General features: G+C 66.1%; 24 protein-coding genes. 18 read left to right on the top strand and 6 right to left on the bottom strand.

The window, feature by feature from the left end; all coding sequences use genetic code 11:
• Positions 1-3: 3 nt before the first annotated feature.
• Positions 4-1848, top strand: a complete 1845-nt coding sequence (sdhA, locus tag EPO41_RS08115) for a succinate dehydrogenase flavoprotein subunit (RefSeq protein WP_296323006.1) — start codon at positions 4-6, stop codon at positions 1846-1848.
• Positions 1849-1880: 32 nt separating this feature from the next.
• Positions 1881-2660, top strand: coding sequence for a succinate dehydrogenase iron-sulfur subunit (locus EPO41_RS08110; protein ID WP_296323003.1), 780 nt, complete (start codon positions 1881-1883; stop codon positions 2658-2660).
• Here EPO41_RS08110 and EPO41_RS08105 read toward each other — a convergent pair.
• On the bottom strand, positions 2657-3415 hold the full coding sequence (locus EPO41_RS08105) for a YafY family protein (protein WP_296323002.1): 759 nt from the start codon (positions 3413-3415) through the stop codon (positions 2657-2659). The two genes, EPO41_RS08110 and EPO41_RS08105, sit on opposite strands and share 4 nt — an antisense overlap.
• A 101-nt stretch (positions 3416-3516) precedes the next feature.
• On the opposite strand from EPO41_RS08105, the gene EPO41_RS08100 reads away from it, so the two are divergent.
• Together EPO41_RS08100 and EPO41_RS08095 are read left to right on the top strand one after the other, a co-directional pair.
• Positions 3517-3939: an ester cyclase gene (locus tag EPO41_RS08100; protein WP_296322999.1), complete on the top strand. Its 423-nt coding sequence runs from the start codon at positions 3517-3519 to the stop codon at positions 3937-3939.
• Between the two features lie 74 nt (positions 3940-4013).
• Positions 4014-5042 carry an amino acid ABC transporter substrate-binding protein gene (locus EPO41_RS08095; RefSeq protein WP_296322996.1) on the top strand — a complete coding sequence of 343 codons (1029 nt, stop codon included), beginning with the start codon at positions 4014-4016 and terminating at the stop codon, positions 5040-5042.
• A 51-nt stretch (positions 5043-5093) separates the two neighbouring features.
• On the opposite strand, the gene EPO41_RS08090 is transcribed toward EPO41_RS08095, so the two are convergent.
• Positions 5094-6698, bottom strand: coding sequence for a serine hydrolase domain-containing protein (locus tag EPO41_RS08090; RefSeq protein WP_296322993.1), 1605 nt, complete (start codon positions 6696-6698; stop codon positions 5094-5096).
• Between the two features lie 81 nt (positions 6699-6779).
• Between EPO41_RS08090 and EPO41_RS08085 the strand changes: the two genes are divergently transcribed.
• From EPO41_RS08085 to EPO41_RS08065, 5 genes are all read left to right on the top strand, one after another.
• Entirely contained in the window at positions 6780-7589 is an 810-nt protein-coding gene (locus EPO41_RS08085; protein ID WP_296322990.1) for an enoyl-CoA hydratase/isomerase family protein, read from the top strand.
• A gap of 216 nt (positions 7590-7805) precedes the next feature.
• On the top strand, positions 7806-8297 hold the full coding sequence (locus EPO41_RS08080; RefSeq protein WP_296322987.1) for a sigma-70 family RNA polymerase sigma factor: 492 nt from the start codon (positions 7806-7808) through the stop codon (positions 8295-8297).
• An 85-nt stretch (positions 8298-8382) separates the two neighbouring features.
• Positions 8383-9372 (top strand): FecR family protein, encoded by a 990-nt coding sequence (locus EPO41_RS08075; RefSeq protein ID WP_296322982.1) that lies wholly within the window; start codon positions 8383-8385, stop codon positions 9370-9372.
• 127 nt (positions 9373-9499) lie between these two features.
• The gene (locus EPO41_RS08070) at positions 9500-11950 is read left to right on the top strand and encodes a TonB-dependent receptor (RefSeq protein ID WP_296322981.1); all 2451 of its coding nucleotides are present in this window, start codon (positions 9500-9502) and stop codon (positions 11948-11950) included.
• 62 nt (positions 11951-12012) lie between these two features.
• Positions 12013-13515 (top strand): PepSY-associated TM helix domain-containing protein, encoded by a 1503-nt coding sequence (locus EPO41_RS08065; protein WP_296322978.1) that lies wholly within the window; start codon positions 12013-12015, stop codon positions 13513-13515.
• Positions 13516-13565: 50 nt separating this feature from the next.
• Here the strand turns inward: EPO41_RS08065 and EPO41_RS08060 are convergent, their stop codons facing one another.
• The gene (locus EPO41_RS08060) at positions 13566-13754 is read right to left on the bottom strand and encodes a DUF1289 domain-containing protein (protein WP_296322975.1); all 189 of its coding nucleotides are present in this window, start codon (positions 13752-13754) and stop codon (positions 13566-13568) included.
• An 8-nt stretch (positions 13755-13762) separates the two neighbouring features.
• Entirely contained in the window at positions 13763-14422 is a 660-nt protein-coding gene (gene phaR, locus EPO41_RS08055; RefSeq protein ID WP_296322973.1) for a polyhydroxyalkanoate synthesis repressor PhaR, read from the bottom strand.
• A gap of 142 nt (positions 14423-14564) precedes the next feature.
• Between phaR and EPO41_RS08050 the strand changes: the two genes are divergently transcribed.
• The 5 genes from EPO41_RS08050 (at position 14565) to EPO41_RS08030 (ending at position 19395) form a co-directional block, all read left to right on the top strand.
• Positions 14565-14909 (top strand): hypothetical protein, encoded by a 345-nt coding sequence (locus EPO41_RS08050; protein WP_296322970.1) that lies wholly within the window; start codon positions 14565-14567, stop codon positions 14907-14909.
• Positions 14863-16047: an alpha/beta fold hydrolase gene (locus tag EPO41_RS08045; RefSeq protein ID WP_296322967.1), complete on the top strand. Its 1185-nt coding sequence runs from the start codon at positions 14863-14865 to the stop codon at positions 16045-16047. The genes EPO41_RS08050 and EPO41_RS08045 overlap by 47 nt, the downstream gene beginning before the upstream one ends.
• The gene (locus EPO41_RS08040) at positions 16031-16879 is read left to right on the top strand and encodes a LytTR family DNA-binding domain-containing protein (protein WP_296322964.1); all 849 of its coding nucleotides are present in this window, start codon (positions 16031-16033) and stop codon (positions 16877-16879) included. The genes EPO41_RS08045 and EPO41_RS08040 overlap by 17 nt, the downstream gene beginning before the upstream one ends.
• Before the next feature lie 118 nt (positions 16880-16997).
• Positions 16998-18182, top strand: coding sequence for an acyltransferase family protein (locus tag EPO41_RS08035; RefSeq protein WP_296322959.1), 1185 nt, complete (start codon positions 16998-17000; stop codon positions 18180-18182).
• A 34-nt stretch (positions 18183-18216) separates the two neighbouring features.
• Positions 18217-19395, top strand: a complete 1179-nt coding sequence (locus EPO41_RS08030) for an acetyl-CoA C-acetyltransferase (RefSeq protein ID WP_296322955.1) — start codon at positions 18217-18219, stop codon at positions 19393-19395.
• A gap of 60 nt (positions 19396-19455) precedes the next feature.
• Here EPO41_RS08030 and EPO41_RS08025 read toward each other — a convergent pair whose 3' ends face one another.
• Both EPO41_RS08025 and EPO41_RS08020 read right to left on the bottom strand, forming a co-directional pair.
• The gene (locus EPO41_RS08025; protein ID WP_296322952.1) at positions 19456-19893 is read right to left on the bottom strand and encodes a hypothetical protein; all 438 of its coding nucleotides are present in this window, start codon (positions 19891-19893) and stop codon (positions 19456-19458) included.
• Between the two features lie 43 nt (positions 19894-19936).
• The gene (locus tag EPO41_RS08020) at positions 19937-21157 is read right to left on the bottom strand and encodes an MFS transporter (RefSeq protein WP_296322949.1); all 1221 of its coding nucleotides are present in this window, start codon (positions 21155-21157) and stop codon (positions 19937-19939) included.
• Positions 21158-21304: 147 nt separating this feature from the next.
• Between EPO41_RS08020 and phbB the strand changes: the two genes are divergently transcribed.
• From phbB to ggt, 4 genes are all read left to right on the top strand, one after another.
• Positions 21305-22030 carry an acetoacetyl-CoA reductase gene (gene phbB / locus EPO41_RS08015; RefSeq protein ID WP_296322947.1) on the top strand — a complete coding sequence of 242 codons (726 nt, stop codon included), beginning with the start codon at positions 21305-21307 and terminating at the stop codon, positions 22028-22030.
• Positions 22031-22129: 99 nt separating this feature from the next.
• A complete protein-coding gene (locus tag EPO41_RS08010) occupies positions 22130-22528 on the top strand; it encodes a carboxymuconolactone decarboxylase family protein (protein ID WP_296322943.1) in 399 nt (132 codons plus the stop codon).
• A 1-nt stretch (position 22529) separates the two neighbouring features.
• Positions 22530-23333: a methyltransferase domain-containing protein gene (locus EPO41_RS08005; RefSeq protein WP_296322941.1), complete on the top strand. Its 804-nt coding sequence runs from the start codon at positions 22530-22532 to the stop codon at positions 23331-23333.
• Positions 23330-24985, top strand: a complete 1656-nt coding sequence (ggt, locus tag EPO41_RS08000) for a gamma-glutamyltransferase (protein ID WP_296322938.1) — start codon at positions 23330-23332, stop codon at positions 24983-24985. The genes EPO41_RS08005 and ggt overlap by 4 nt, the downstream gene beginning before the upstream one ends.
• The last annotated feature ends 2 nt before the right edge of the window (positions 24986-24987 follow it).

The raw sequence follows: 24987 nt of genomic DNA, 5'->3' as shown, positions 1-24987 counted from the left end.
GTCATGGCCGAGGCGAGCAGCGGCAAGGGCAACCCGCCCGTCGCAGGGACGGTCAACATCGGCAACACCGCCTACAAGGTGATCGATCACGAATACGACGTGGTCATCGTCGGCGCCGGCGGCGCCGGCCTGCGGGCGACCTTCGGCATGGCCAACAAGGGCTTCAAGACCGCCTGCATCACCAAGGTGTTCCCGACGCGCAGCCACACCGTGGCGGCGCAGGGCGGCATCTCGGCGGCGCTGGGCAACATGGGCCCGGACGACTGGCGCTGGCACATGTACGACACGGTCAAGGGCTCCGACTGGCTCGGCGACCAGGATGCGATCGAATACATGTGCCGCGACGGCATCGGCGCGATCATCGAGCTCGAGCATTACGGCGTGCCGTTCAGCCGCACGCCCGAGGGCAAGATCTACCAGCGCCCGTTCGGCGGCATGACGACGGAATACGGCAAGGGCATCGCCCAGCGCACCTGCGCCGCGGCCGACCGTACCGGCCATGCGATCCTGCACACGCTCTACCAGCAGTCGCTGCGGAACCACGCCGAGTTCTTCATCGAGTATTTCGCCCTCGACCTGATCATGGACGAAGGCGTGTGCCGTGGCGTCATGGCTTGGAACCTCGACGACGGCACCATCCATCGCTTCCGCGCCCACAAGGTGGTGCTGGCGACCGGCGGCTACGGCCGCGTCTACCAGACGGCGACCTCGGCCCACACCTGCACGGGTGACGGCGGCGCCATGGCGCTGCGCGCTGGCCTGCCGCTGCAGGATCTCGAGTTCGTGCAGTTCCATCCGACCGGCGTGTTCGGCGCGGGCTGCCTCATCACCGAGGGCGTGCGCGGCGAAGGCGGGTACGTCACCAACGCCAGCGGCGAGCGCTTCATGGAGCGCTATGCGCCGTCGGCAAAGGACCTGGCCTCGCGCGACGTCGTCAGCCGCTCGATGACCATCGAGATCCGCGAAGGCCGCGGCTGCGGCCCGAACAAGGATTACATCGAGCTGCACGTCGAGCATCTCGATCCGAAGATCATCCACGAGCGCCTGCCGGGCATCGCCGAGACGGCGCGCATCTTCGCCGGGGTCGACGTGACCCGCCAGCCGATCCCCATCCTGCCGACCTGCCACTACAACATGGGCGGCATCCCGGCGAACTATCACTGCGAAGTCATGACGGTGAAGGACGGCAATCCCAACACCGTCGTCCCCGGCCTGATGGCGCTCGGCGAGGCCGCGTCGATCGGCGTCCACGGCGCCAACCGTCTCGGCTCCAACTCGCTCCTCGAGTTGGTCGTGTTCGGCCGCTCCGCCGCCAACCGCGTTGCCGAGCAGATGACGCCGGGCCAGCCGCACAAGGACATGCCGCGCGCCGGCGAGGAGGCGATCGCCCGCCTCGACAGGGCCCGCCATGCCAACGGCGGCACGCCGACGGCGCAGCTTCGCGCCATGATGCAGAAGACCATGCAGAACGACTGCGCGGTGTTCCGCACGACCAAGACCCTCGAAGAGGGTTGCGTGAACATGGACAAGGTATTCGCCGGCAAGGACGACATCCGCGTCAAGGATCGCTCGATGATCTGGAACTCCGACCTCATGGAGACGCTGGAGTTCGAGAACCTGATCCTCCAGGCGCAGGGCACGATCCGCTCGGCCGCCAACCGCCAGGAAAGCCGCGGCGCCCATGCGCACGAGGACTTTCCGAACCGCAACGACAAGGACTGGCTGAAGCACACGGTCGTCTGGGTCGACGAGAAGACCGGCAAGACCCGCATCGACTACCGCCCGGTCAACCTGCAGCCGATGAGCAACGACGTCCAGTCGTTCCCGCCAAAAGCCCGCGTGTACTAACCGCCCGCGTGTACTGAGTTCGAGAGGACGACATGGCCGAGTTCACTCTTCCCGCCAATTCCAAGGTCGGCATCGGCGAGACCCACAAGGCTCCGGCAGGCGCCAAGAACATCCGGAAGTTCAAGGTCTACCGCTGGACTCCGGAAGACGGAAAGAACCCGTCGGTCGACACCTATGAAGTCGACATGGACACGTGCGGGCCGATGGTCCTCGACGCGCTGATCAAGATCAAGAACGAGATGGACAGCTCGCTCACCTTCCGGCGCTCCTGCCGCGAGGGCGTGTGCGGTTCGTGCGCGATGAACATCGACGGCACCAACACGCTGGCCTGCACCAAGTTCATCGACGAGGTGAAGGGCGACATCAAGATCTACCCGCTGCCGCACATGCCGGTGGTGCGCGACCTGGTGCCCGACCTCAACGTGCCCTACGCCCAGTTGAGCTCGATCGAACCGTGGCTGAAGTCGACCACCCAGCCGCCGACGCGCGAGCGCCTGCAGTCGCCGGAGGAGCGAGCCAAGCTCGACGGCCTGTGGGAGTGCATCCTGTGCTTCTGCTGCTCGACCTCGTGCCCCAGCTACTGGTGGAACGGCGACCGCTATCTGGGTCCGGCCATCCTGCTGCAGGCCTATCGCTGGATCGCCGACAGCCGCGACGAGGCCAGGGGCGAGCGTCTCGACCAGCTCGAGGACCCGTTCCGGCTGTATCGCTGCCACACGATTATGAACTGCACCAAGACTTGCCCCAAGAGCCTCAATCCGGCGAAGGCGATCGCCGAGATCAAGAAGCTGATGGTCGAACGCACGATCTAGCGCCGCGTCGGGCGCGCGTCCGCGCGCCGTCCTGCCCTGCGACGAAGGGGACGCCCTGGAACCTCCGGGGCGTTCGTTTTTTTGGCGTCCTGCGCCAGGAAATCGCGAGCCGTCTTTCCGGCTTCGGCTGTGAATATCGCTTCCTGCGTCGAGAAATTGGACATCCGGTCGAGCCGGAAGACACGGAACCCTTTGCGCAGTTCGCACCACGCGGCGAGGAGCCAGACCGGTCCGTAGAACGCCATGATCAGGGGCCGCACCACGCGTTCGGATGATCGTCCATCAAGGTCCCGATAGATGAATGCGACCTTGCGCTGGTCGCGAATCGCATGGCGCAGGGCCGCCTGGTCGATCGTGATGGCTTCGCGCGCATGATCGGCAGGCGCCCACAGGCGTACGAGTTCGAGTTGACGGCGCAGCGCCTCGGGGGATACGGCGGCGACCTTGTCCATGACGGCGTCGGCTGCCGCGGCCAGTTCCGGATCGGCCCATGACCGGACGATTCGCATGCCCAGCAGCAGGGCCTCGATCTCGTTCTCGTTGAACATCAGGGGTGGCAGATCGAAGCCCGGACGCAGGACATATCCGACACCCGCCTCGCCGTCGATCGGCACGCCTCTGGAAACCATGTCGCTGATGTCGCGATAGATCGTGCGTTCGGAAACCTCCAGCCGGGCGGCCAGATCGGCGGCGCGCGTGGTCTTCTTCCGGCGCAGGATCTGGATGATTTCGAAGAGACGGTCGGCGCGGCGCATCGTCGTATCGTAGGCCTCCTGACGATCTCCTGACACCACGCTGGCAGGAGGAGGCTCGTACAGTGCACCCGAGAGACTAGAAGGACGACAGGAGCCGGCCGATGCCAACTGACCTCGCGACACGCGATCTGTTCGACCGATGGGAGCATGTCTGGCACGAAGGCCGGTATGACCTGGTCCCGGCGTGTGTGGCGCCGTCCTACATTCGCCACGACGAATCCGGAACCCGGACGGTTACGCCGGCCGAGTACGCGGCGGAGCTTCAGGCAGCTCAACGGGCCAGACCGAACACACGCATCGTCGTTTACGACCACGAACTGACGGAAGATCGGGCCTGGTACCGGTTCAGTATCGTGTGGAATGATGCGGCAACCGGCGAGAAATGCTCGCGTGCGGGCCTGCAGTCCTATCGCGTCGAGCGAGGCAAGCTGGCCGAAACGTGGATTGCCTTACTCCCCCTCGGTTCGGCCTGGTCGGACACCGCCGCGCTGGAGCACTGGACCAGCCCGCCGGTTCGGAAATAGCGTCGGATCGAGGGTCCATCACAGGCCCGCCTTTTGCTACAGTGCCGCCAGTCATAAGAAGCTGGGGGCGTCCAATGTCACTCAAATCCATGGCCGCGATGGCGGCCCTTTCAGGCGTAGCGGCATTCGCCGCGGGACCAGCCTCGGCCGGCCAGACCTTCGACGCGGTCAAGGCCAAGGGCTTCGTCCAGTGCGCCGTGAACACCGGCCTGGCGGGCTTCTCCTTCGCCGACAGCCAGGGCAAGTGGACCGGCCTCGACGTCGATCTCTGCAAGGCCATCGCCGCGGCGATGTTCGGGGACGCCGAGAAGGTCAAGTTCACCCCGACCACCGCCCAGCAACGCTTCGTCGCCCTGCAGTCGGGCGAGGTCGACGTCATCACCCGCAACGCGACGCAGACGCTGCTGCGCGACACTTCGCTCGGCTTCAACATCGCGGGCGTCAATTTCTACGACGGCCAGGGCTTCATCGTGCCCGCCAAGAGCAACATCAAGAGCGCCAAGGAGCTGAACGGCGCCACGGTCTGCGTGCAGCCGGGCACCACGACCGAACTCAACCTCGCGGACTATTTCCGCAAGAACAAGATGACCTTCAAGCCGGTGCTGATCGAGAAGCTCGACGAGCTGCTGCAGGCCTATGCCGCCGGCCGCTGCGACACCTACACGACCGACGCGTCGGGCCTTGCCGCAGTGCGCGCCGGCCAGCTCGCCGGCAAGGGCGAGCATGTCATCCTGCCCGAGCGCATCTCCAAGGAGCCGCTTGGCCCGATCGTGCGTCATGGCGACGACCAGTGGTTCGATCTCGTGAAGTGGACCCTGATGGGCATGATCGAGGCCGAGGAAATGGGCATCACCTCGAAGAACGTCGACGAGATGCTGAAGAGCGACGATCCCGCCGTGAAGCGTTTCCTCGGCGTCACGCCGGGCTTCGGCAAGGCCGTCGGGGTCGACGAGAAGTGGATGTACAACGTCATCAAGCAGGTCGGTAACTACGGCGAGAGCTACGACCGCCATGTCGGCCCGGCCACGCCGCTCAAGCTCGAGCGAGGCCAGAACGCGCTGTGGACCAACGGCGGCCTGATGTACGCGATCCCGTTCCGCTGAGATTGAACTCTTCCCCTTTGCGGGGTCCGCAAAGGGGAAGAGTCCAAAAGCTCAGTCCTCGCGATCGAACCGCATCTTCTTGATGCGGCCGGTCGAGACCTCGAGCGCCGTGATCCTGCCGTCGCCGTCGCGCACCAGATGGGCGAGTTGGGTGGCCTTGATCCAGCTGCCCGGCGATTCCAGCTCCACCGTGTCGGCATCGAGACCGCGCACCAACCATGGCGCGCCGCCGGAGATCAGCGGTCCGCCGACTTCCATCTTCCAGTCGTTGCCATCGCGGGTGATGCGCCACACGGCGGCACAGTCGGACGAGACGTAGGTTCCGGCGAGGTCGGCCGGCACCGCGGCGCGCTTGCCCACTTTCGTGAAGGTGAGCACACGGCCTGCGCCGAGATTCACCTTCACCGTATCCTTCGCGCCGGGCTTCAGCGCGAACTCGTAGGAACCACGTTCCGCGGCCAGCCAGCCGCCGGCGCGGCGGCCGAGGGCGAAGGGCAGACCATTCTGCGTCACGGTGGCCTCGCCGTTGCGCCAGGCCAGGTCGAACAGCGACGGCTCCTGCGCATTGAACCAGGTCCCGGTGAGTGGCTTGATCTCGGCCTGCGTGATCGGCGCCAGGGCGGGCTTCATCTTCCCGCTGTCTTCCAGGGCCAGCGCCGCGATGGCGCGGGCGCGCCGCCACGGATCGATGCTGCCCAGGTTGGCGATCACGACAACGGTGAGACCGGCCTTCGGCACGCGCAGGAACTCCGTGCGGAAGCCGGGCCACAGGCCGCCGTGACCGACCGTCTGCAGGCCGCGCAGTTCCTCGACGGCGACGCCGCGGCGGTAGTTATTGGCTTTGCCTCCCGTTAGCGCTGCGATGGCCGTGAGCTGCGCCGGGATCGTCTTCCCGAGGATCGGTTTGTCGAAATGCCGGCTCCAGATCAGCAGGTCCTCGACGGTCGAGGTGAGGCCGCCCTCGCCGCCCTGCGGATAGGCATGCGCGGCGCGCCGGAAACCCTGCTCGCGGTCGCCGAGATAGCCGGTGGCGAGGTTCGGGATCACCGCGTCGATTTCGGCCACCAGCGAGGTCTGCGCCATACCGAGCGGCTTGAAGATGCGCTCGGCGAGCACCTCGCCCAGTTTCTTCTTCGCCAGTTTCTCGACGATCAGGCCCAGCAGCAGGAAGTTGGTGTTGCTGTAGAGGAAGCGGCTGCCGGCTGAGAAGTTGAGGTGGCGGTTGCGCGTGCAGGCGTCGAACAGGTCCTCGGGCCGCGCCGGCCTGTCGAGCCCGTGGCCGCCCAGCCGCAGCAGCTCGAGGAAGTCGGGCAGGCCGCTCGAATTGCGCATCATCTGGTCGATCGTGACCGGCAGCGGCGGCAGCTCGGGCAGGTATTTGTGCGGCGGATCGGACAGCTTGAGCTTGCCTTCGGCGGCCAGCAACAGCGCCGCAGTCACCGTGAACTGCTTGCTCACGGAGGCGATGCGGAAGCGCGTGTCGGGACGGATCGGGACGCCGAGTTCGATGCTGGCCAGGCCGAAGCCCTTGCAGAACTCGATCTGGCCGTCGCGCATCACGCCGACGACGGCGCCCGGCGAACCGGGCTTGGTGTAAGGGGCAAACAACGCGTTGACGCGGCGCTCGAAGACGGTGGACTCGATGGCTTTCGACATGCAGGCCAGTCAACCGAAGCGGCTCGCCCTTGTAAAGGCGACCCGTTAGGGTCGCGGCAAATGCCGGAGGAAATGCGCGCGATGGACCGTCAGTTCGTGAAGATCGAGAAGGGCCTGGGGCCACAGGGCCGCATCGCCGTCGTGCGATTCGACCGCGGCGACAACATCAATGCGCTGAGCCAGCAGGCGATGCGGGAGCTGCGCGACGTGCCGCGCGAATTCGAGGACGATCTCGAAACCTCGGTCGTGATCCTGACGGGTTCGGCCAGGGCCTTCTCCGCCGGCTTCGACCTCAAGGATGGCGACGGCCGCGCCCGCGACGGTCTGCCGATCGGCGAGCGCATCCATCGCCAGCGGCTGGGACCGAAGATGTGCAAGGCGTGGCAGGACATGGACCAGGTGACGATTGCAGCCATCGAGGGCCATTGCATCGGCGGCGGCGCGGCGCTCGTCGTGTCGCTCGACTTCCGCACCTGCGGCCGCTCGGCCCATTTCCGCATTCCCGAGATCGAGCTCGGCATGAACATGAGCTGGGGCTCGATCCCGCGCATGCTGGCGCTGATGGGCCCTGCGCGCACCAAGCAGGCGGTAATCCTGGCGTCCGACCGTATCGGCGCGGCCGAGGCGCTGGACTGGGGGCTGGTCGAGACCGTCGTCGACGATGGCCAGGCGCTGGCCGCGTCGATGGCATTCGCCGAGCGCATCGCGCGCCAGCCGCCGATCCCGGTGCGCATGAGCAAGACCACGGTCAACCGCCTCGCCCATGCGCTCGACGATCTCGGCAGCCACATGGACGCCGACCAGAACGTGCTGACCGGCCTGACCGAGGACTACAAGGAAGGCACGTCCGCCTTCCGCGAGAAGCGCAAGCCGGTGTTCAAGGGAAGATAAGCGCCAGCAAGCTGTTGAAGTAGTCTGGAGGCGGACGATGAAGGGTACGTCGTCGCCGTGCCGGGCGCCCGTAAGCGGCGTCGGTAAGTCAATCGAAGGCGAACGCACTGATCACGCCGGCGGCTAAGGCTTGCCGGGTTCCACCACCTCACCTATAAAGTAATTGCGAATCGTTCGCATTCTTGGGCGGGCTTGTTGGGGCACGACCGAAGCATATTGGCCCTTTACCTGGCCCATCGCGTCGAGCTGGTGAAGTACGCCACCACGATCGTCGGCGACATGGCGCGAGCAGAGGATGTGGTTCAGGAGGCCTGGCTGCGCTTCGGCTCGGCGACGCAGGACCGCACCCTCGACGAACCGTTGGGCTTTCTCTATCGCATCGTGCGCAACCTCGCCATCGATGGACGGCGCCGCCTGATCCGCGAGGCGCTTATCGTGGCGCCGGTGGAACTTGCCGCCGCCCCCGAGGCCGCGGATGACCACGCCTCGCCCGAGGCAACAGCTGCGTCGCGTGAGGAACTGGTCCTGCTGCAGGAGGCGCTGGCTGAGCTGCCGGAACGCACTCGGATCGCCCTTGAGATGCGCCGCTTTGGTGGCTTCAAGTTGCGCGAAATCGCAGCTCATCTAGGAGTGTCGGTGACAGTGGCACATGAGATCGTGGCCAGCGGAATCGCCTTTTGCCGCCAGCGTGTACGGCCGCCGTCATGAGTCACTATTTCGTGCGCCTTCCGAAATCGCCCGGTCCCCAAGCGTCTTTTGGACAAGGGGCCCCGCAGGGGACAGGGACAGCGAGATGACGGGATCGCAGGAGGAACAGGACCGCATCGCGACCGAAGCCGCCCGCTGGCTGGTCGCGCTCGAAGAGGACCCAGACAACGCAGCCTTGCTGGCTCGCTTCGAGACCTGGCGTCGCGCCGATCCGGAGCATGAGGTCGCCTGGTTAAGCACGTCGGACATCTACGATCTGATGGCTCACACAACGCCAGTCCATGCTGCGAACTGGCAGAGGCCGGTGACGCGGCCCCGGTCGCATGCTCGACGTAACCCGCCAGGGCGCCGCCCGTCGATGCGGCGGCGCGCGGCAGCGAGCCTCGTCGCGGCAACGATCGCAGCCTGTCTGGCACTGATTTTCCTGCCGGGTCTCGTCATCCGCTTCCAAGCCGATCATGTGACGCAGACGGCCGAGGTGCAGACGCTCCGCCTTGAGGACGGCAGCATCGTGCGATTGGCCCCCGACAGCGCTATCGATGTCGCCTTCCGGGCCGGCGAACGGCGCGTTCACCTGCTGAAGGGTGAGGCCTTCTTCGAGGTGCGGCCCGATCCGCAGCGGCCTTTCCGGGTCGTGGCACGTGACGTCGAGACAACGGTGCTCGGCACGTCCTTCAATGTGCGCTTGATGAGGGATGGCGCCGAAGTCTCGGTGCGCAGCGGCCTTGTCGCCGTCGACACCAAAGGCCGCCAGGAGCGGCTGGAGGTGGGTGACTGGGTGCAGGTCGGATGGAATGGCGTCATGCATCGCGGGGGCATCCCCCGGGACGAGGTGGCGCCCTGGCTGCACGGTCAAATCGTTGCGCGCGACCGTCCGCTCGCCGACGTGGTGGATGAGCTGCGGCGGTATTTCCCCGGTGCGATCGCTTTTGCGGCCAGTGGCCTTGGCAGCCGTCGTGTGACCGGCGTCTACAATCTCGCCGATCCCGCATCGGCACTACGAGCTGTCGTCGGCACACATGGCGGCTCGGTGAGCGAGGTAACACCCTGGCTGCTGGTGATTCGCGGCGGCTGAATTATTTCACGGTCGCGGACCGAAAAGCGCGAATGTCGTGGCGTTGCTTGAGTATAGGCACGATGCCGAGACGCATTCACGAGTGACGTCGCCATCCTGTCCATTGTTGGTTGCGGATGAGGGTGCGATGGAAAATGCGCGTGAGCACGCGCGTCTGGCGGCGACGGCCGCTACGGCGTTCTTGGTGATGTTTGTCGCGGACGGAGCGCGGGCCCAGGTCGAAACCACGCCGCAGATCGCCCAACAACGGCAATACACCTTCAACATTCCGGCGCAGCCGTTGACCGATGCGCTGGCGTCCTTCGGCCGGCAATCGGGCATGCAGGTTACGGTCGACGGCGAGGTCGCGCGAGGCGTCGCCTCGCCGGGTGTGAGCGGCGAGATGACGCCGGAGCAGGCGCTGACGAGGCTGCTCGCCGGAACCGGCATCACCTACAGGGTGACCGGAAACACGGCGATGCTGCAACGCACGGCGGCGACGACGCCCGGCGCGCTACAGCTGGACCCGGTGCAGGTCCAAGGTCTCTATCCGGTGCCGTCGCAGGCATTGATCGACAATATCCCGCCGCCCTACGCCGGCGGACAGGTCGCAACGGGCGGCCAGCTCGGCCTGCTGGGCAATCGCCCCGTCATGGACACGCCGTTCAACCAGACAAGCTACACAGCGAAGAAAATCCAGGAGCAGCAGGCCAAGTCGGTGAGAGATGTGCTGGCCGACGATCCTTCCGTGCGGGCTTACTTTCCCGACGGAAGCATCGGCAACGACGAGTTGCGCATCCGCGGCTTCACCGTGGCGGGCGCGAGCACGGCCTACAACGGCCTCTACGGAATCCTGCCCTACAGTTCGATCATGCCCGAAATGGCCGAACGCGTTGAAGTGCTCAAGGGTCCCAGCGCGATGCTGAGCGGCATGGCGCCGCAATCGACCATCGGCGGCACCGTCAATGTGGTTCCGAAGCGCGCCCCGGACGATCCGCTGACCCAAGTGACTGCAGGCTACAATTCCAATGCGCAGTTCGGCGGCCATGTCGATGCTGCACGCCGGTTCGGCCCGGATAAGGAATTTGGCGTACGTTTCAACGGTGTGTTCCGCGCCGGCGAGACGGCGATCTGGGGAAACTCGGACAAGAGGGCGTTGCTGTCGCTTGGCCTCGACTATCGCGGCGAACGCTTCCGGCTTTCCTTCGATGGTGGCTATCAATACCAGTATATCGGCGGCATGGTTCCGTATCTCGGCCTCGCCAACAATGTGCCGCTGCCCTATGCGCCGGATGCTCGCAAGAACTGGGGACAGCCCTGGGGCTACATCGATCGCAAGGATCTGTTCGGCGTCGTGCGTGGCGAGTTCGACATCACGGAGCGCGTCACGGCCTACGCCGCCTTCGGTATGCACGACTGGCGCTTGGGCATTCTCTCTGGCGGCCCCATCGTGACGGCCAGCAATTTCAGCGGCGCCGCCAGGGCGACACCCGGCAACATCAGCCAGTACTATCAGTTCCTCACCGCAGAAGCGGGAGTGCGTGCCCTGGTCGACACAGGTCCGATCGGGCATGAGTTCGCCCTGTCGGCCACGACCTTCGAGCAGGTGACGGGCATCGCGACGATCAACGGGACACCCTACAATACCAACATCTATGCGACGAACGTAATCGCGAAGCCGAACATTCCCACGGGGGTCGCTAACAAGACTGGATCCATGACGTTGAACAGCCTGGCGATCGCCGACACGCTGTCTGCCGTCGACAAGCGCATCCAGCTCACGGTTGGCGCGCGCCTCCAGCAGGTGCAGTCCGCCAACTTCAACGTGGTGACGGGCGCCAAGACTTCGGAATACGATCAGAGTGTCATCAGCCCCTCGGTGGCGCTGGTCTTCAAGCCATGGGCTAACGTCTCGCTTTACGGCAACTTCATCCAGGGCCTGCAGCCCGGGATCACGGTGGCGGCGCCTTTCTCCAACGCCGGCGAGGTCTTCCCGCCGTACAAGTCGACGCAGTACGAGGCCGGAATCAAGATCGACTGGGGTAAGCTCACCACGACGGCGAGCCTGTTCCAGATCACCCAGCCGAGCGTCATCACCAATGTGGCAACGAACACGCAGGTGCTGGCGGGCGAGCAGCGCAACCAGGGGCTCGAGCTCAACTTCTTCGGCGAGGTGGCCGAAGGCGTGCGCGTGCTGGGCGGTGCGATGTTCCTGAATGCCGTCCTGACCAAGACGCAAGGTGGAGCGACGAACGGGTGGACCGCGCCATTTTCCCCGGGTGCGCAGTTCAATTTCGGTGGCGAATGGGACCTGCCGTTTGCCCGCGGACTGACCATGACCGGCCGCGTGACCTATACCGGTACGCAGTATATCGACACGACCCTCCCGCGGCGATTCCTGCCCGAGTGGACGCGCTTCGACATTGGCGCGCGCTATGTCATCGACAATGCCAACAGCTTCACGGGCAAACCGGCCGTCGTCCGTTTCGCCGTCGAGAATCTTCTCGACAACGACTACTGGGCCTCGGGCGGCGGCGTGTCCACGCTGTCGCTGGGGACTCCGCGCACCTTCCGGCTGTCGTTGACGTCGGATTTCTGAGGTGATCCGGCGGCGCTGCAAGGACAGCTGAACCTCTCGTGGAGACGACCTTCCGCGCTTCCATGAACTGGCTGCACACATGGGCGGGCATCGTGTTCGGCTCGGTGCTCTTCACCGTCTTCTGGATGGGAACCCTCTCGGTCTTCGATCGCGAGATCGATCGCTGGATGATGCCGCAGACGCGGCTGCCCCATGTCGAAGCAAAATCCATGGATGCTGTCGCCGATGCTCTTCGGTCGCTCGTCTCTGGGGCCTCGCAATGGTTCGTGTTTCTGCCGACGCCACGCGAACCCATGCTACGGCTCGTCTATCGCACGAAGGCCGGAGGGGCGATAGCGCGCAACATCGATCCGGAAACCCTGCGGATATTGCCCGAGGAGGGAAGCTGGGGCGGCACGCGCTTCATCTACCCGTTTCACTACAGTCTGCATCTCAAGTCCTGGTCATTGGGCATTTGGCTCGTGGGTGCTGCCGGAGTGGCGATGCTGGTGCTCTGCGTGTCCGGTGTCGTGGTTCACCGCAAGCTATTCACCGATTTCTTCACGGTGCGCCGCCACAGCAAGCAGAGGCGCCTGTTACTCGACCTGCACAATGTTGCCGGCGTACTGGGGTTGCCGTTTCATTGCGCAATCACGCTCTCGGGGCTGATCATCTTCTTCATGCTCTATTTTCCTACGGCCTGGCAGGCGGCCTATGGCGGGAACGTCGCTGCATTTGCGAGCGAGGGCTTTGGCATTTTCGCCCAGCCCCGGGCGGGCGAACCAGCGGCTTCGATGCCGATCGACGCAATGATGCGTGAAGCGTCGCAGCGGTGGGGAGGTGCCGCACCTTCCTTCGTTCGAGTCTGGCATCCAGGTGATCGCAACAGCTATGTGGAAGTGCGCCAAACCAATCTCGACGGCGTGCCGCAGCGCCTCGACGTCGCCTACTTCGACGCCGTGACGGGCGTCCTCCTGAGCGAGAGCGAGACGAAGCCCGTCATGGCCGTGCAGCGCTTCATTGCCGGGCTACACTTCATCCAGTTCCATCACTGGATATTGCGCTGGATTTATTTCGGATTGGGCCTGACGGGCTGCCTGCTGATCGCGACGGGGTTTCTGTTCTGGCTGGAGACGCGCCGTCGAAAGCATGTGGAACTGGGGTTTCGCGGGGTGACGATCGTCGAAGGTTTTACAGTCGGTTCGGTGACCGGCATCGTCATCGCGACATTATCCTTTTTCGTGGCCAATCGCATGCTGCCGCCCGGTGTGGATTTTCTTGGCCATGACCGCGCGGCGCTGGAGATTTGGTCCTTCTATCTCGTATGGCTCATGTCTTTCGTCCATGCCTGGCTGCGGCCGGGCAGGGCGTGGGTGGAGCAGTGCTCGATCATTGCCGCCCTCGCTGTGGTCGCGGTGCTGCTCAACTGGATCACGACCGGCGATCATCTCTTTCGCGCCTTGGGCCAACGGCATCTCTGGCCGATTGCCGGCATGGACCTGATGTTGCTTACCAGCGCCGCGATCGCCGGCGTTTCAGCCGGAAGGCTTCGCACAAATGCCGGTCGCGCCGGTGCGATGCGGTAGCCGGTGAACCATGTTCAAATGATCGCTGCGATACTGTTCTCAACAGCCAGCTAGAACTTGCGCGTCGGCAGCTGGTCGAGGATCGCCTGGCGCGCGGGGTCGTCGAGCATGACCCAGCGGCCGATCTCCTCGATCGTGCGCCGGCAGCCCAGGCAGAAGCCGCTCTTCTGGTCGAGCTTGCAGATGCCGATGCAGGGGGACATGACCCGGCGGGTCATCGACGAAGCGGGCGCGGCCATGCGCGGGCTCAGGTCTTCTTGCCGAGTTCCGCGAGCTGGTTCTGCAGCTCGTCGAGCTTGCGCTTCAGATCGTCGATCGCCACGTCGCTGGACGGCGTCGCCGCCGTCTCGGCGGGCTTGGCCGGCTCATGGCCATTGGCGGCGGCCGCCGGCGCGGAATCCTGCCCACCGGGAAGCGGGTTGTTGGGCGCAGTGCCGAACGGGTTGAACATTCGCATGGCGTTCTCGAACATCGCCATGTTCTGCTTGCCCATCGACTCGAACTGCTGGAACGGGTTGAAGCCGAAGGCATTCTGCATGTAGCGGCGCATCTGGTCCTGGTTGCGCGCGAACTGCGTCATCGACATCTCGAGATATTGCGGCACCACGCCCTGCAGGCTGTCGCCGTAGAAGGAGATGAGCTGACGCAGGAAGGGGATCGGCAGCAGCGTCTGGCCGCCCTTGCTCTCTTCCTCGAAGATGATCTGAGTGAGCACCGAACGCGTGATCTCGTCGCCCGTCTTCGCGTCGTAGACAACGAAGTCGGTCTTGTCCTTCACCATCTGGGACAGATGATCCAGCGTCACATAGGCCGAGGTCGCGGTATTGTAGAGCCGTCTGTTCGCGTATTTCTTGATCACCACCGGCGCCGCCTTCGGTCCGCCGTCGGGTACTGCCTGGTCGGCCATTGCGCTTCGCTCCTTTAGCTCCCGCGCGCCGTGAACGCTCGTTTACTCAGGGGCGGCCACCTTAGCGCCGATGCCGCAATGCGACAAGGCAACCTTCCGCGATGGAGGCAGCGTTGGCGCGGCTATGCGTTATAGTGCGGACATGGTCTCCGGAAACGACGACAACACGGCCGGTACAATCGATTCCAGCGCCGAATTCGACAGGCTGGCCCGGCGCTACCTCGATCTGTGGCAGGCCCAGCTGTCCGGGCTCGCCTCGGATCAGGCGGTGACTGAGCAGATCGCCCGCCTGTTCGCGGCCGCGAATGCCCAGGTCGCCTCGGCATTGCAGGTTGCCCAAGGAGCGTCCCATGCAGGTACGTCTAGGTCCCCGTCCGCTGCCGCTCCATCTGGGAACGGCGCTGATGACGTGGGCGAGCTCCGAAAGCGCGTGGAGGCTCTTGAAGCAAGGCTCGCCGAACTCGAATCCCGCAGCCGAAGCTCCTGAATCGCTCGCGGCCCTGCTGCCCGAGATCGCCTCACTCGAGGCCAGAGCCGGCGCCGGCCAGTTCGAACAAGCATTGCAGCGCGAGATCCGCCGGCGCCAGGGCCGGCTGGCGGACGGCGTGCTGGCCTATCAGCGCAATGACGTCCAGCGCACCCTGATCGATCCGCCTTCCGTCTGGCGCGAAGGCAATACGCGGCTGCTGGACTACGGCGCCACGAATCGTGCGGCGCGCAAGCGCGGTACGCGCGCGGTTTTTGTCGTGCCGTCGCTGATCAACCGCTGGGAAGTGCTCGATCTCACGGAAGAGAAGAGCCTGTTGCGCGCCATGGCGGCGGCGGGGCTGCGGCCCTATCTCGTCGATTGGGGCGCGCCCAATGCGGAGGAGCGCGGTTTCGACACGACCGCCTATGTGGCACGCCTCGAACGGGCGCTCGCGTTCGTCGCGAAGCGCGCGCGCCGGGCGCCGGCGGTCCTCGGCTACTGCATGGGCGGCACGCTCGCCGTAGCCCTGGCGGCGCGCAGGCCGCGTCGCGTCGCGGGCCTCGCGCTGATGGCGGCACCCTGGGATTTCCATGCCGACCGCACCGGCCACGCTTTCCTGCTGTCGACGGGGCCGTTGCTCGCCGAGGTCGCCGACAAGGTGGGCGAGCTGCCGGTCGATATCCTGCAGACCCTGTTCTGGTCGCTCGATCCCTGGCTCGCGGTGAAGAAGTTCGGCCGCTTCATCGGCATGGATCCGAAGGGCGAACATGCGAAGGAATTCGTCCTGCTCGAGGACTGGCTGAATGGCGGTGCGCCGCTCGCCGGGCCGATGGCGCGCGAATGCCTCATAGACTGGTACGGCAACAACACGCCGGGCACTAACAAATGGGTCATCGGCGGGCGTCGGGTCGTGCCCGCGAAGATCAAGGTGCCGTCGTTGGTCATGATCCCCTCGGGCGACCGCATCGTGCCGCCGCTGTCGGCCGCCGCGCTCGCGGACCCGAAGAAGGGCCTGAAGAATACCAGGCGGATCGACCTGCCGCTCGGCCATATCGGCATGGTGGTGAGCAGCCGCGCCCGCGAGCTCTGCTGGACGCCGCTGATCGAGTGGATCTCCGCTCTTCCCGTCCGGCGATCCCGTGTCGTCACCGGCTAGGTCCTTCGACAGGCGCGTGCCGGCGATCTGGGCGGCATTGCTGACGGTCTCCGTCTTCGCGCATACCCATGTCGAGTTGGCGAACGAGGCAGCGCGCGGCATTCCGATGACGTACGGCGCCGCCCTGGCGATCCAGGTTTCCAGCCACCTGGTGGTCGCGGCCCTGCTGCCTGCGATCTACTGGCTGCACCGGCGCTGGCCGATCGCCGGCGGGCCGCGGAACCTCGCGATCCATGTCGCGGCGGTGGTGCCGTTCAGCATCGCCCATACATTTGGCATGGCGGCGCTCAGGCTGCTGTGGTTCGGCGGCATCGTGGGGGAGCCGCACAGCTTTCCGCTCACCCTCGACCGGCTGCTCTACGAGTTCGCCAAGGACATCATCGCCTACGCCCTGCTGAGCGCCGGTACGGTGGCATTGCGCCATTACCTTTCGCGACCGGCTCTGCCCGTCGCCGCGAACTCCGTCGCCGAGCCCGAGCGGCCGCCGGCGGGACCGCGGCCCGAGCGTTTTGCCGTCCGCCGCAAGGGCCGGGAGATCATGGTCGAGGTCGCCGACATCGACTGGATCGAAGCTTCGGGAAACTACGCCGTGCTGCATGTCGGCGACGAGACCTTCGAAATCCGCTCCTCGCTCACGAAGCTGGAAGGCGAGCTCGATCCGAAACGGTTCGTGAGGGTGCACAAATCGCATCTGGTCAACATCGCCCGGGTCGTCGAGGTGACGCCGTGGGTGAGCGGCGACTGGCGTATCCGCCTTCAGAGCGGGGCCGAGGTGAACCTGAGCCGGCGCTATCGCCAGCGCTTCGAGGCGCTGGCGCCGGTCAGGGCCTGACCGAACGTCCCGCGACTCTCGCCGGTCGTCCCATTGGACGCGCCGGTCGTCACAAAACGACACCGAATCACGGGGTTGAAGAGTAGGTCGTGGCAACCGCCCCCTTGGGAGCCTCGCGATGCAACCTGCCGCCTTTGCCACCCGTCGTGCCGATCTCGACTGGCTCCGGGTCCTCGCCTTCGGCCTGCTGATTTTCTATCACGCCGGGATGGCCTGGTCGGGCTGGACCTGGCACGTCACCAGCCCGGACAGTCTCGAAGGGCTGCGCGAGGCCATGCGCTTCCTGAACCGCTGGCGCATGCCGCTGATCTTCGTGGTCTCGGGTGCGGCCGTCATGCTGGCGCTGGGCAACCGCACACCGGGAGCCTTCGTCCGCGACCGGCTGAAGCGTCTGCTGCTGCCGCTGGCCTTCGGCATGGCCGTGATCGTGCCGCCGCAGGTCTATCTGGAACGGCTCTACAGCGGGCAGTTCACCGGCTCGTTCCTGCAATGGCTGCCGCACGCCTTCGACGGGGTCTACCCGAAGGGCAACCTGAGCTGGCACCACCTCTGGTTCGTAGCCTACGTCCTCGTGCTGACCCTGGTGCTGCTGCCGGTCTTCCTGTGGGCGCGGTCGGCGGCGGGACAGGCGGCCGTCGGCACGGCCGGCCGATCCGCCGCCCGCTTCGGTCTGCAGTGGCTGATGGTCCTGCCTCTCGCCGCCTCGACCCTCTGGCTCGCGCCGATCTCCTGGAACATCAACGGGCTGATCGGCGACTGGCACGGGCTCGTCTCCTACGGCGCGCTGCTGCTTTACGGCGCCTTCATCTTTGGATCCCCCGACCTGTTGGAGGCATTGCAGCGCCAGCGTCTCCTGTCGCTGGCCGTCGGACTCATCGCCTATGCGATCCTCTATGTCGGCTTCTTCGCGGGCACCGTCCGGCCGACCATCCCGCCCGAGGCCCGGCCGGTCTTCGCGCTCCTGTCGGCGGTCAACGTCATGGCGTGGTTGTTCGCCATCATCGGGTTCGCGCGCCGGTATCTTGTCCGGCGGCCGGCCTTCCTCTCGGAAGCGACGGAGGCGGTCTATCCCTTCTACCTCATTCATCAGACTGTAACGGTGATCGCCGTCTGGGGACTGCTGCAGATCGGCGCGCCGCCTCTCCTGGGCTTCGTCGCGGCGGTCGTGGCGACTTTCGCCGGAACATGGTTGATTTACGCAGGTCTGGTGCGCCCGTGGCGCTGGATCAGGCCGCTGTTCGGAATGAAGGCGTTGGTCCCGGAGGCGCGGCGGTCCTTGCCCCGCCGCGCGGCAGGCCTATAAATATCGGCAAGGGCGGCCTGCCAAGGAGGATTTCATGACGGACATCGTTATCGCGAGCGCAGCGCGCACGCCAATCGGCTCGTTCAACGGCGCATTCGGCGCCGTGCCGGCACACGATCTCGGCAAGGTCGCCATCAAGGGTGCGCTCGAGCGTGCCAAGGTGAAGCCCGAGGAAGTCGACGAAGTCATCATGGGCCAGATCCTGACCGGCGGTCAGGGCCAGAACCCGGCGCGCCAGGCGGCCGTCAACTCGGGCATCCCGGTCGAGAAGACCGCGCTCGGCATCAATCAGCTCTGCGGCTCCGGCCTGCGCGCCGTTGCCTTCGGCTGGCAGGCGATCCGCAATGGCGATGCCAGCATCATGGTGGTCGGCGGCCAGGAGAGCATGAGCCAGGCGCCGCATGCCGCGCATCTGCGCGACGGCACCAAGATGGGCGAGCTCAAGATGGTCGACACCATGCTGAAGGACGGCCTGTGGGATGCGTTCCACGGCTATCACATGGGCAACACCGCCGAGAACGTGGCGCAGAAGTACCAGATCACCCGCGCCGAGCAGGATGCCTTCGCGGCCTCGTCGCAGAACAAGGCCGAGGCGGCGCAGAAGTCCGGTCGCTTCAAGGACGAGATCGTTCCGGTGACGATCAAGACCCGCAAGGGCGACGTCGTCGTCGATACCGACGAGTTCCCGCGTCACGGCACGACGGTCGAGGCGCTGGGCAAGCTGCGTCCGGCCTTCACCAAGGAAGGCGGCTCTGTCACTGCGGGCAACGCGTCGGGCATCAACGACGGCGCTGCGGCGCTGGTGCTGATGAGCGCCGACGAGGCCAAGAAGCGCGGCATCACCCCGCTCGCGAAGATCGTCTCGTGGGCGACCACCGGTGTCGATCCATCGATCATGGGCATCGGTCCGGTCACCGCCTCGCAGGCCGCGCTGAAGAAGGCCGGCTGGACGGTCAAGGATCTCGACCTGGTCGAGGCCAACGAGGCCTTCGCCGCCCAGGCGGTCGCCGTCGGCAAGGAACTCGGCCTCGATGCCGGGAAGCTCAACGTCAACGGCGGCGCGATCGCGCTCGGCCATCCGATCGGCGCCTCGGGCGCGCGCGTGCTGACGACGCTGCTCTATGAAATGCAGAAGCGCGACGCCAAGAAGGGTCTCGCCACCCTGTGCATCGGCGGCGGCATGGGCATCGCCATGTGCGTCCAGCGCGACTGATCTCAAGTCGACGCTTCAGAGTTGAACGCCCGGAGGAGCGATCCTTCGGGCGTTTTTCGTTCAGGGATTGTAGTAGGTGCCGACCTGCGTGCCGGCTCGGACGAGGCGGCGGCCGTCCTCCTGCGACAGCCAGGTGAGTTCGGCGTCGTTGGTTCCCTTGGGCTGCGCCAGCAGGAAGCGCGTCTCGCCCGCCACGACGGTAACGACCACCTCGGTGCTCTCGCTGCTGCCGAAGGCACGCAGGTCGTAGGGATTGGGCGGCAGGTCGAGACGCATCCAGGTCGACCCCGTCAGTCCGCCGACGGGATTGCGGCTCATGGAGATGAGGATGCCCGGCGCATCCGGCGGGGCTGTGTCGCGCACGATGTAGAGTGCCGCCATGCCTTCCTTGGCAACCGGGAAAGACGTGGTGCCATAGGCCTTGTACCAAGGCGACTGCGAGTTCTGGCAGGCGGACAGGGAAAGCGCCAGCAACGCGGCGCCCAGAAACTTCATCATGCAACGACCTCCGGCGGCAAAGTCCGACGGACCGGCCTGCGGGTCAAGCCTGTGCGTCGCTTGCCGCGGGCTGCGGCAGGACGCGCATCCGGGCCAGTGGTGACAGAACGATGACGAGGGTCGAAAGCGCGAAGGCCAGGGCGATCATCAGGAGCGCGGCGTGCAGGCCGGCCTGCGCTGCCACGAAGCCGCCGGCTAGGGCGCCCAGCGGACGGACGCCGTAGATCGCCGTCTGGACGGTGGCATTGACCCGGCCCATCAGCGGCGAAGGCGTCACGAGCTGGCGGACCGTCGTCTGGCAGATCGCCCACAGCATCGGGCCGAAGCCCACCAGGAAGTAGCCGGCGGCCGCGAGGACGAAGCCGCTGCCCGAAGGAGTTGCCAGGAAGAGGATGGCGGCGACGATCGATACGGCCGGCCCGAAGATCAGGGTCGCGAGCGGCGGCAGCCGGCGGGCGCTGACCGGCGCTGCCAGCGCGCCGAGGATCAGCCCGGCGCCGTAGGTCGATTGGGCGAGGCCCATATGCGCCGGGTCGAGGCCCAGCGGTCCCAGGGCCAGGGGCGCCCAGATGGCAAGCAGGGCGAAGAAGGCGAAGTTCCAGAAGATCGCGCAGAGGCTGATGCCGCGCAGCAGCTCGTTGCGGACGACGAAGACGGCGCCGATCCGGATGGCACTGGCGAAGGTCGGGCGGCCGGCCGCGAATGTCGGCGCCGTCCCCTTCGGCAGCGCCAGCACGCAGACCAGCGCCAGGGCCGCGCCGAGGGCGGCCAGCGCATAACCCCAGGTCGGCGACAGGTGTTGCGCCAGCAAGCCGGCCACGAATGGCGCGGCAAGGCTCACTACGGCGCGCGCCAGCTCGAGGCGCGCGTTGGAACGGGGCAGGTCGTTCGCGGCTACCAGGCTCGGCAGCAGCGACACCGACGTCAGCACATAGACGACGGTGCCCGAGGCGCCGGCGATGGCGGCGAGTCCCAGCAGGAACACCTGGCCGGTGGCGGCCGCCGCAACAGCGGCGATGGAGGCGGTGAGGCCGAGCGCCAGCGCGACGATCAGCATGCGGCGGCGCGGCATGCGATCGATCCAGGTGCCGGCGGGCAGGGAAACCAACAGCCAGGCCGCACTCTGCGCGGCGACGAGCAGGCCGAGCAGGTCCGGGCCGGCGCCCAGGACGAGGGTCGCGGTCAGGGGCAGGGTGGCGAGCGCCATCTGGTCGGCGGCATGGGTCCCGGCGGCGGCGCCGAGCAGGGCGGTGAAGGGTTTCATGGCGCCGCTTCTAGAGCCGTGCCGCCGTCGCCCTCTATCCGGCGGCGTCGCTCAATTCGAACCGGCCGGTGACGGCAATCTGACGCTTGCCCGCGACGGGGGATAACCGGCTAGACTGCAGAGGCGTCATCTCGAGGGAGGAAAAAAATGGCCGGACGGGTAGCAGTCGTGACGGGCGGAACACGTGGCATCGGCGGTGCCATCTCCCGGATGTTGAAGGACAAGGGATACAAGGTTGCCGCGACCTACGCCGGAAACGACGAGGCGGCGCAGAAGTTCAAGGCCGAGACCGGCATCGGCGTCTACAAGTTCGACGTCTGCGACTTCGACGCCTGCCAGAAGGCCGTCGCCCAGATCGAGAAGGATCTCGGGCCGGTCGAGGTCCTGGTGAACAATGCCGGCATCACCCGCGATTCCACGATGCGCCGCCTGACGCGCGACATGTGGGAAGCGGTCATCGACACCAACCTCGGCTCCTGCTTCAACATGAGCAAGGCAGTGTGGGACGGCATGAATGCGCGCGGCTTCGGCCGCATCGTCAACATCGGCTCGATCAACGGCCAGGGCGGCCAGTACGGGCAGGTGAACTATGCCGCCGCCAAGTCGGGCATCCACGGCTTCACCAAGGCGCTGGCCCAGGAAGGCGCGCCGAAGGGCATCACCGTGAATGCCATCGCGCCGGGCTATACCGACACCGACATGGTGTCGGCGGTGCCGGCCAACGTGCTGGAGAAGATCGTGGCCAAGATCCCTGTCGGCCGCCTCGGCAAGGCCGAGGAGATCGGCCGCGGCGTGATGTTCCTGGTCGCCGACGATGCCGGTTTCATCACCGGTTCGACGCTGTCGATCAACGGCGGACAGCATATGTACTGAGGCCGAACCTGGCGCCAGCTTGATACTGACAATTGGCGCGAAAACGCCAAGATGGGGCCGGCACACCGCCGGCCCTTTTCATTCCTGGAGCAATCACGCATGGCCAAGCTGACCGAGTACGAGGACATGAACCCGCGGGCCAAGGCGGTCGTCGAGGGAATCGCAAAGGCGCGCGGCAGCGATCCCGCGAAGATCAACAATGTCTGGAAGGCGCTGGCCCGCCACCCCGACACGATGGAGCGCTTCGCCGCCGAGATGAAGGCGGTGATGGCGCCGGGCACGCTCGACGGACTCACCAAGGAGCTGATCTATCTCGCGGTCTCCGTCGCCAACCAGTGCGACTACTGCATCAACTCTCATGGCTACATGGCGCGCCAGAAGGGCATGACCGAGGAGATGTTCGGGGAGTTCATGGCGGTCGTGCTGGCCGCGCAGAAAGGCAACAAGATCGCGACGGCCTATTGCGTGCCGATCGACGAGGCGTTCGAGGAGAAGTGACGTGAGCGAACAGAAGTCCACGGTGTGGGATGCCAATCTCTACCTGAAGTTCGCCGACCATCGCACGCGGCCGGCGCTCGACCTGATGGGGCGGCTCGATCCGGCGAACGGCGCGCGTCCGGGCCATGCGATCTACGATCTCGGCTGCGGCGCGGGGAACATCTCGCGCATTCTTGCCGAGCGTTTCCCCGGGGCGCCGGTCATCGGCATCGATTCGTCGGAGGAGATGCTCGCGAAGGCCCGCAATCAGACGACCGATGCGCGCGTGACGTTCGAGAAGGGCGACCTCGCCCACTTCAAGCCCGGCCCGCCGCCCGGCATTCTCTACAGCAACGCGGCCTATCAGTGGCTCGACGGCCATATCGACATGTTCCCGGACCTCGTGAAGCTGCTGCCGTCGGGTGGCCAGCTCGCGATCCAGATGCCGCGCAATCACGAGGCGCCCTCGCACGCTTCGATGAATGAAGCGGCGCAGGCCGGTCCGTGGCGCGACAAGCTCACCAAAGTGCGCCCGATCGTGAGAGTCGAGGAACCGGAGCGCTACTACGACGTGCTGAAGCCGCTCTGTTCGGATCTGGAAGTCTGGGAGACGATCTACCAGCAGCCGCTGACCGGCAAGGATCCGGTGGCCCAGTACACGTCGTCGACCGGCCTGCGGCCCTACCTCGAGCTGCTGCAGGAGCCGGAGCGCAGCGAGTTCTACGAGACCTACGCGGCGCTGCTGCGCAAGGCCTACCCGACGCGTCCCGACGGTATCACGCTGTTTCCCTTCCGCCGCCTCTTCATCGTGGCGCGCCGCGCATGAAGTCGAGCCGCCTGCTGGGTGTCGCGCTGCTGCTGCTTACGCTCGTCCGCGTGCCGGCCGTACAGGCGGCACCGCAGTCGATGGTGGCGGCGGCTCATCCGCTGGCGGTCGACGCGGGGCTCGAGATGCTTCGACGCGGCGGCACGGCTGTCGACGCGGCGATCGCCGTCCAGATGGTGCTGGGCGTCGTCGAACCGCAAGCCTCGGGCATTGGCGGCGGCGGGTTCCTGCTGCACTACGATGGCGCGGGCCATGCCATCACGGTTTACGACGGCCGCGAGACAGCGCCGGCCGGTGCCAGTCCGACGATGTTCCTCGCGCCCGATGGCAAGCCGCTTGGCTATCGCGAGGCGGTGGTCTCGGGCATGTCGGTCGGCGTTCCGGGCGTCATGGCGATGCTTGAACTCGCGCACAGGGAGAAGGGCAAGCTTGCCTGGAGCGAGTTGTTCGGACCGGCGATCGCCGCCGCACGCGATGGCTTTCCAGTTTCGTCCCGTCTCGCCGCGTGGCTGCAGAGGATTCCCGCCCTGCGTGAAGAGCAGGCGATCCGCGAGACCTACTTCAATGCCGACGGCTCGCCGCGCAAGCTGGGCGACAGCATCACCAATCCTGCTCTTGCTGACACGATGGGCTTGATCGCCTCTCGAGGCGCGCGCGTGATGTACGAAGGCCCGATCGCCGCGGAGATGATCGACCGCGTGCGCAGCCATCCCCGACCGGGCACGCTCTCCGCCGCCGACCTGGCCGATTACAAGCCGATCAAGCGTGAGCCCGTGTGCGGGCCGTATCGCGCCTGGGTCGTCTGCGGGATGCCGCCGCCTTCGTCGGGCGGTATCGCGATCCTGCAGGTGCTGGGCCTGATCCAGCCCTTCGACATCCAGCGCGATGCGCCCAACGATCTTCGCGCCGTCCATCTGATCGCCGAGGCGAGCCGGCTCGCCTTCGCCGACCGCGACCGCTACGTCGCCGATCCCGCCTTCGTGGACGTGCCGGTGGCCGGCCTTCTGTCGCCCGCCTATCTCGCGGAGCGCCGCAAGCTGATGTCGCCGGACCGCAGCATGGGGCCGGTCGGTCCAGGCATCCCGCCGGGCTATGTCGAGCGCGGCACCAGCCACATCAGTATCGTCGATCGCTGGGGCAATGCCGTCAGCTTCACCACCACCATCGAGGCGCCGTTCGGCGCCCACATGATGGTGCGCGGCTTCCTCCTGAACAACGAACTCACCGATTTCTCGCCACGGCCCGAACTGGACGGCAAGCCGGTGGCCAACCGGGTGCAGCCCGGCAAGCGGCCGCGCTCCTCCATGTCGCCGACCTTCGTGCTCGATCGCGACGGCAGGCTTGTGGCGGCGCTGGGCTCGGCTGGCGGCGCACGCATCATCGGCGACACGCTGCAGGCCCTGATCGGGTTGCTCGACTGGGACCTGTCGGCCCAGGCCGCCGTCGACTTGCCACGGGTGATCAACCTGAACGGCGCGACCGAACTGGAGGAGGGAACGCCGATTGCCGACCAGGCGGCCGCCTTGCGCGCGCTGGGCCATGAAGTACAAGTCCGCCGGCATGAAGGCGGCCTGACCGCCATCCGCCGCAGTGGCGACGGGTGGGAGGGTGGCGCCGATCCGCGGCGCGATGGCGCCGCCCGAGGAGAATAGAT

This window comes from Reyranella sp. (genome assembly GCF_004297265.1).
Classification (GTDB): Bacteria; Pseudomonadota; Alphaproteobacteria; order Reyranellales; family Reyranellaceae; genus Reyranella.
Note: the sequence above shows the minus strand (reverse complement) of the source record. Positions and strands in the feature narration are given on the sequence as shown.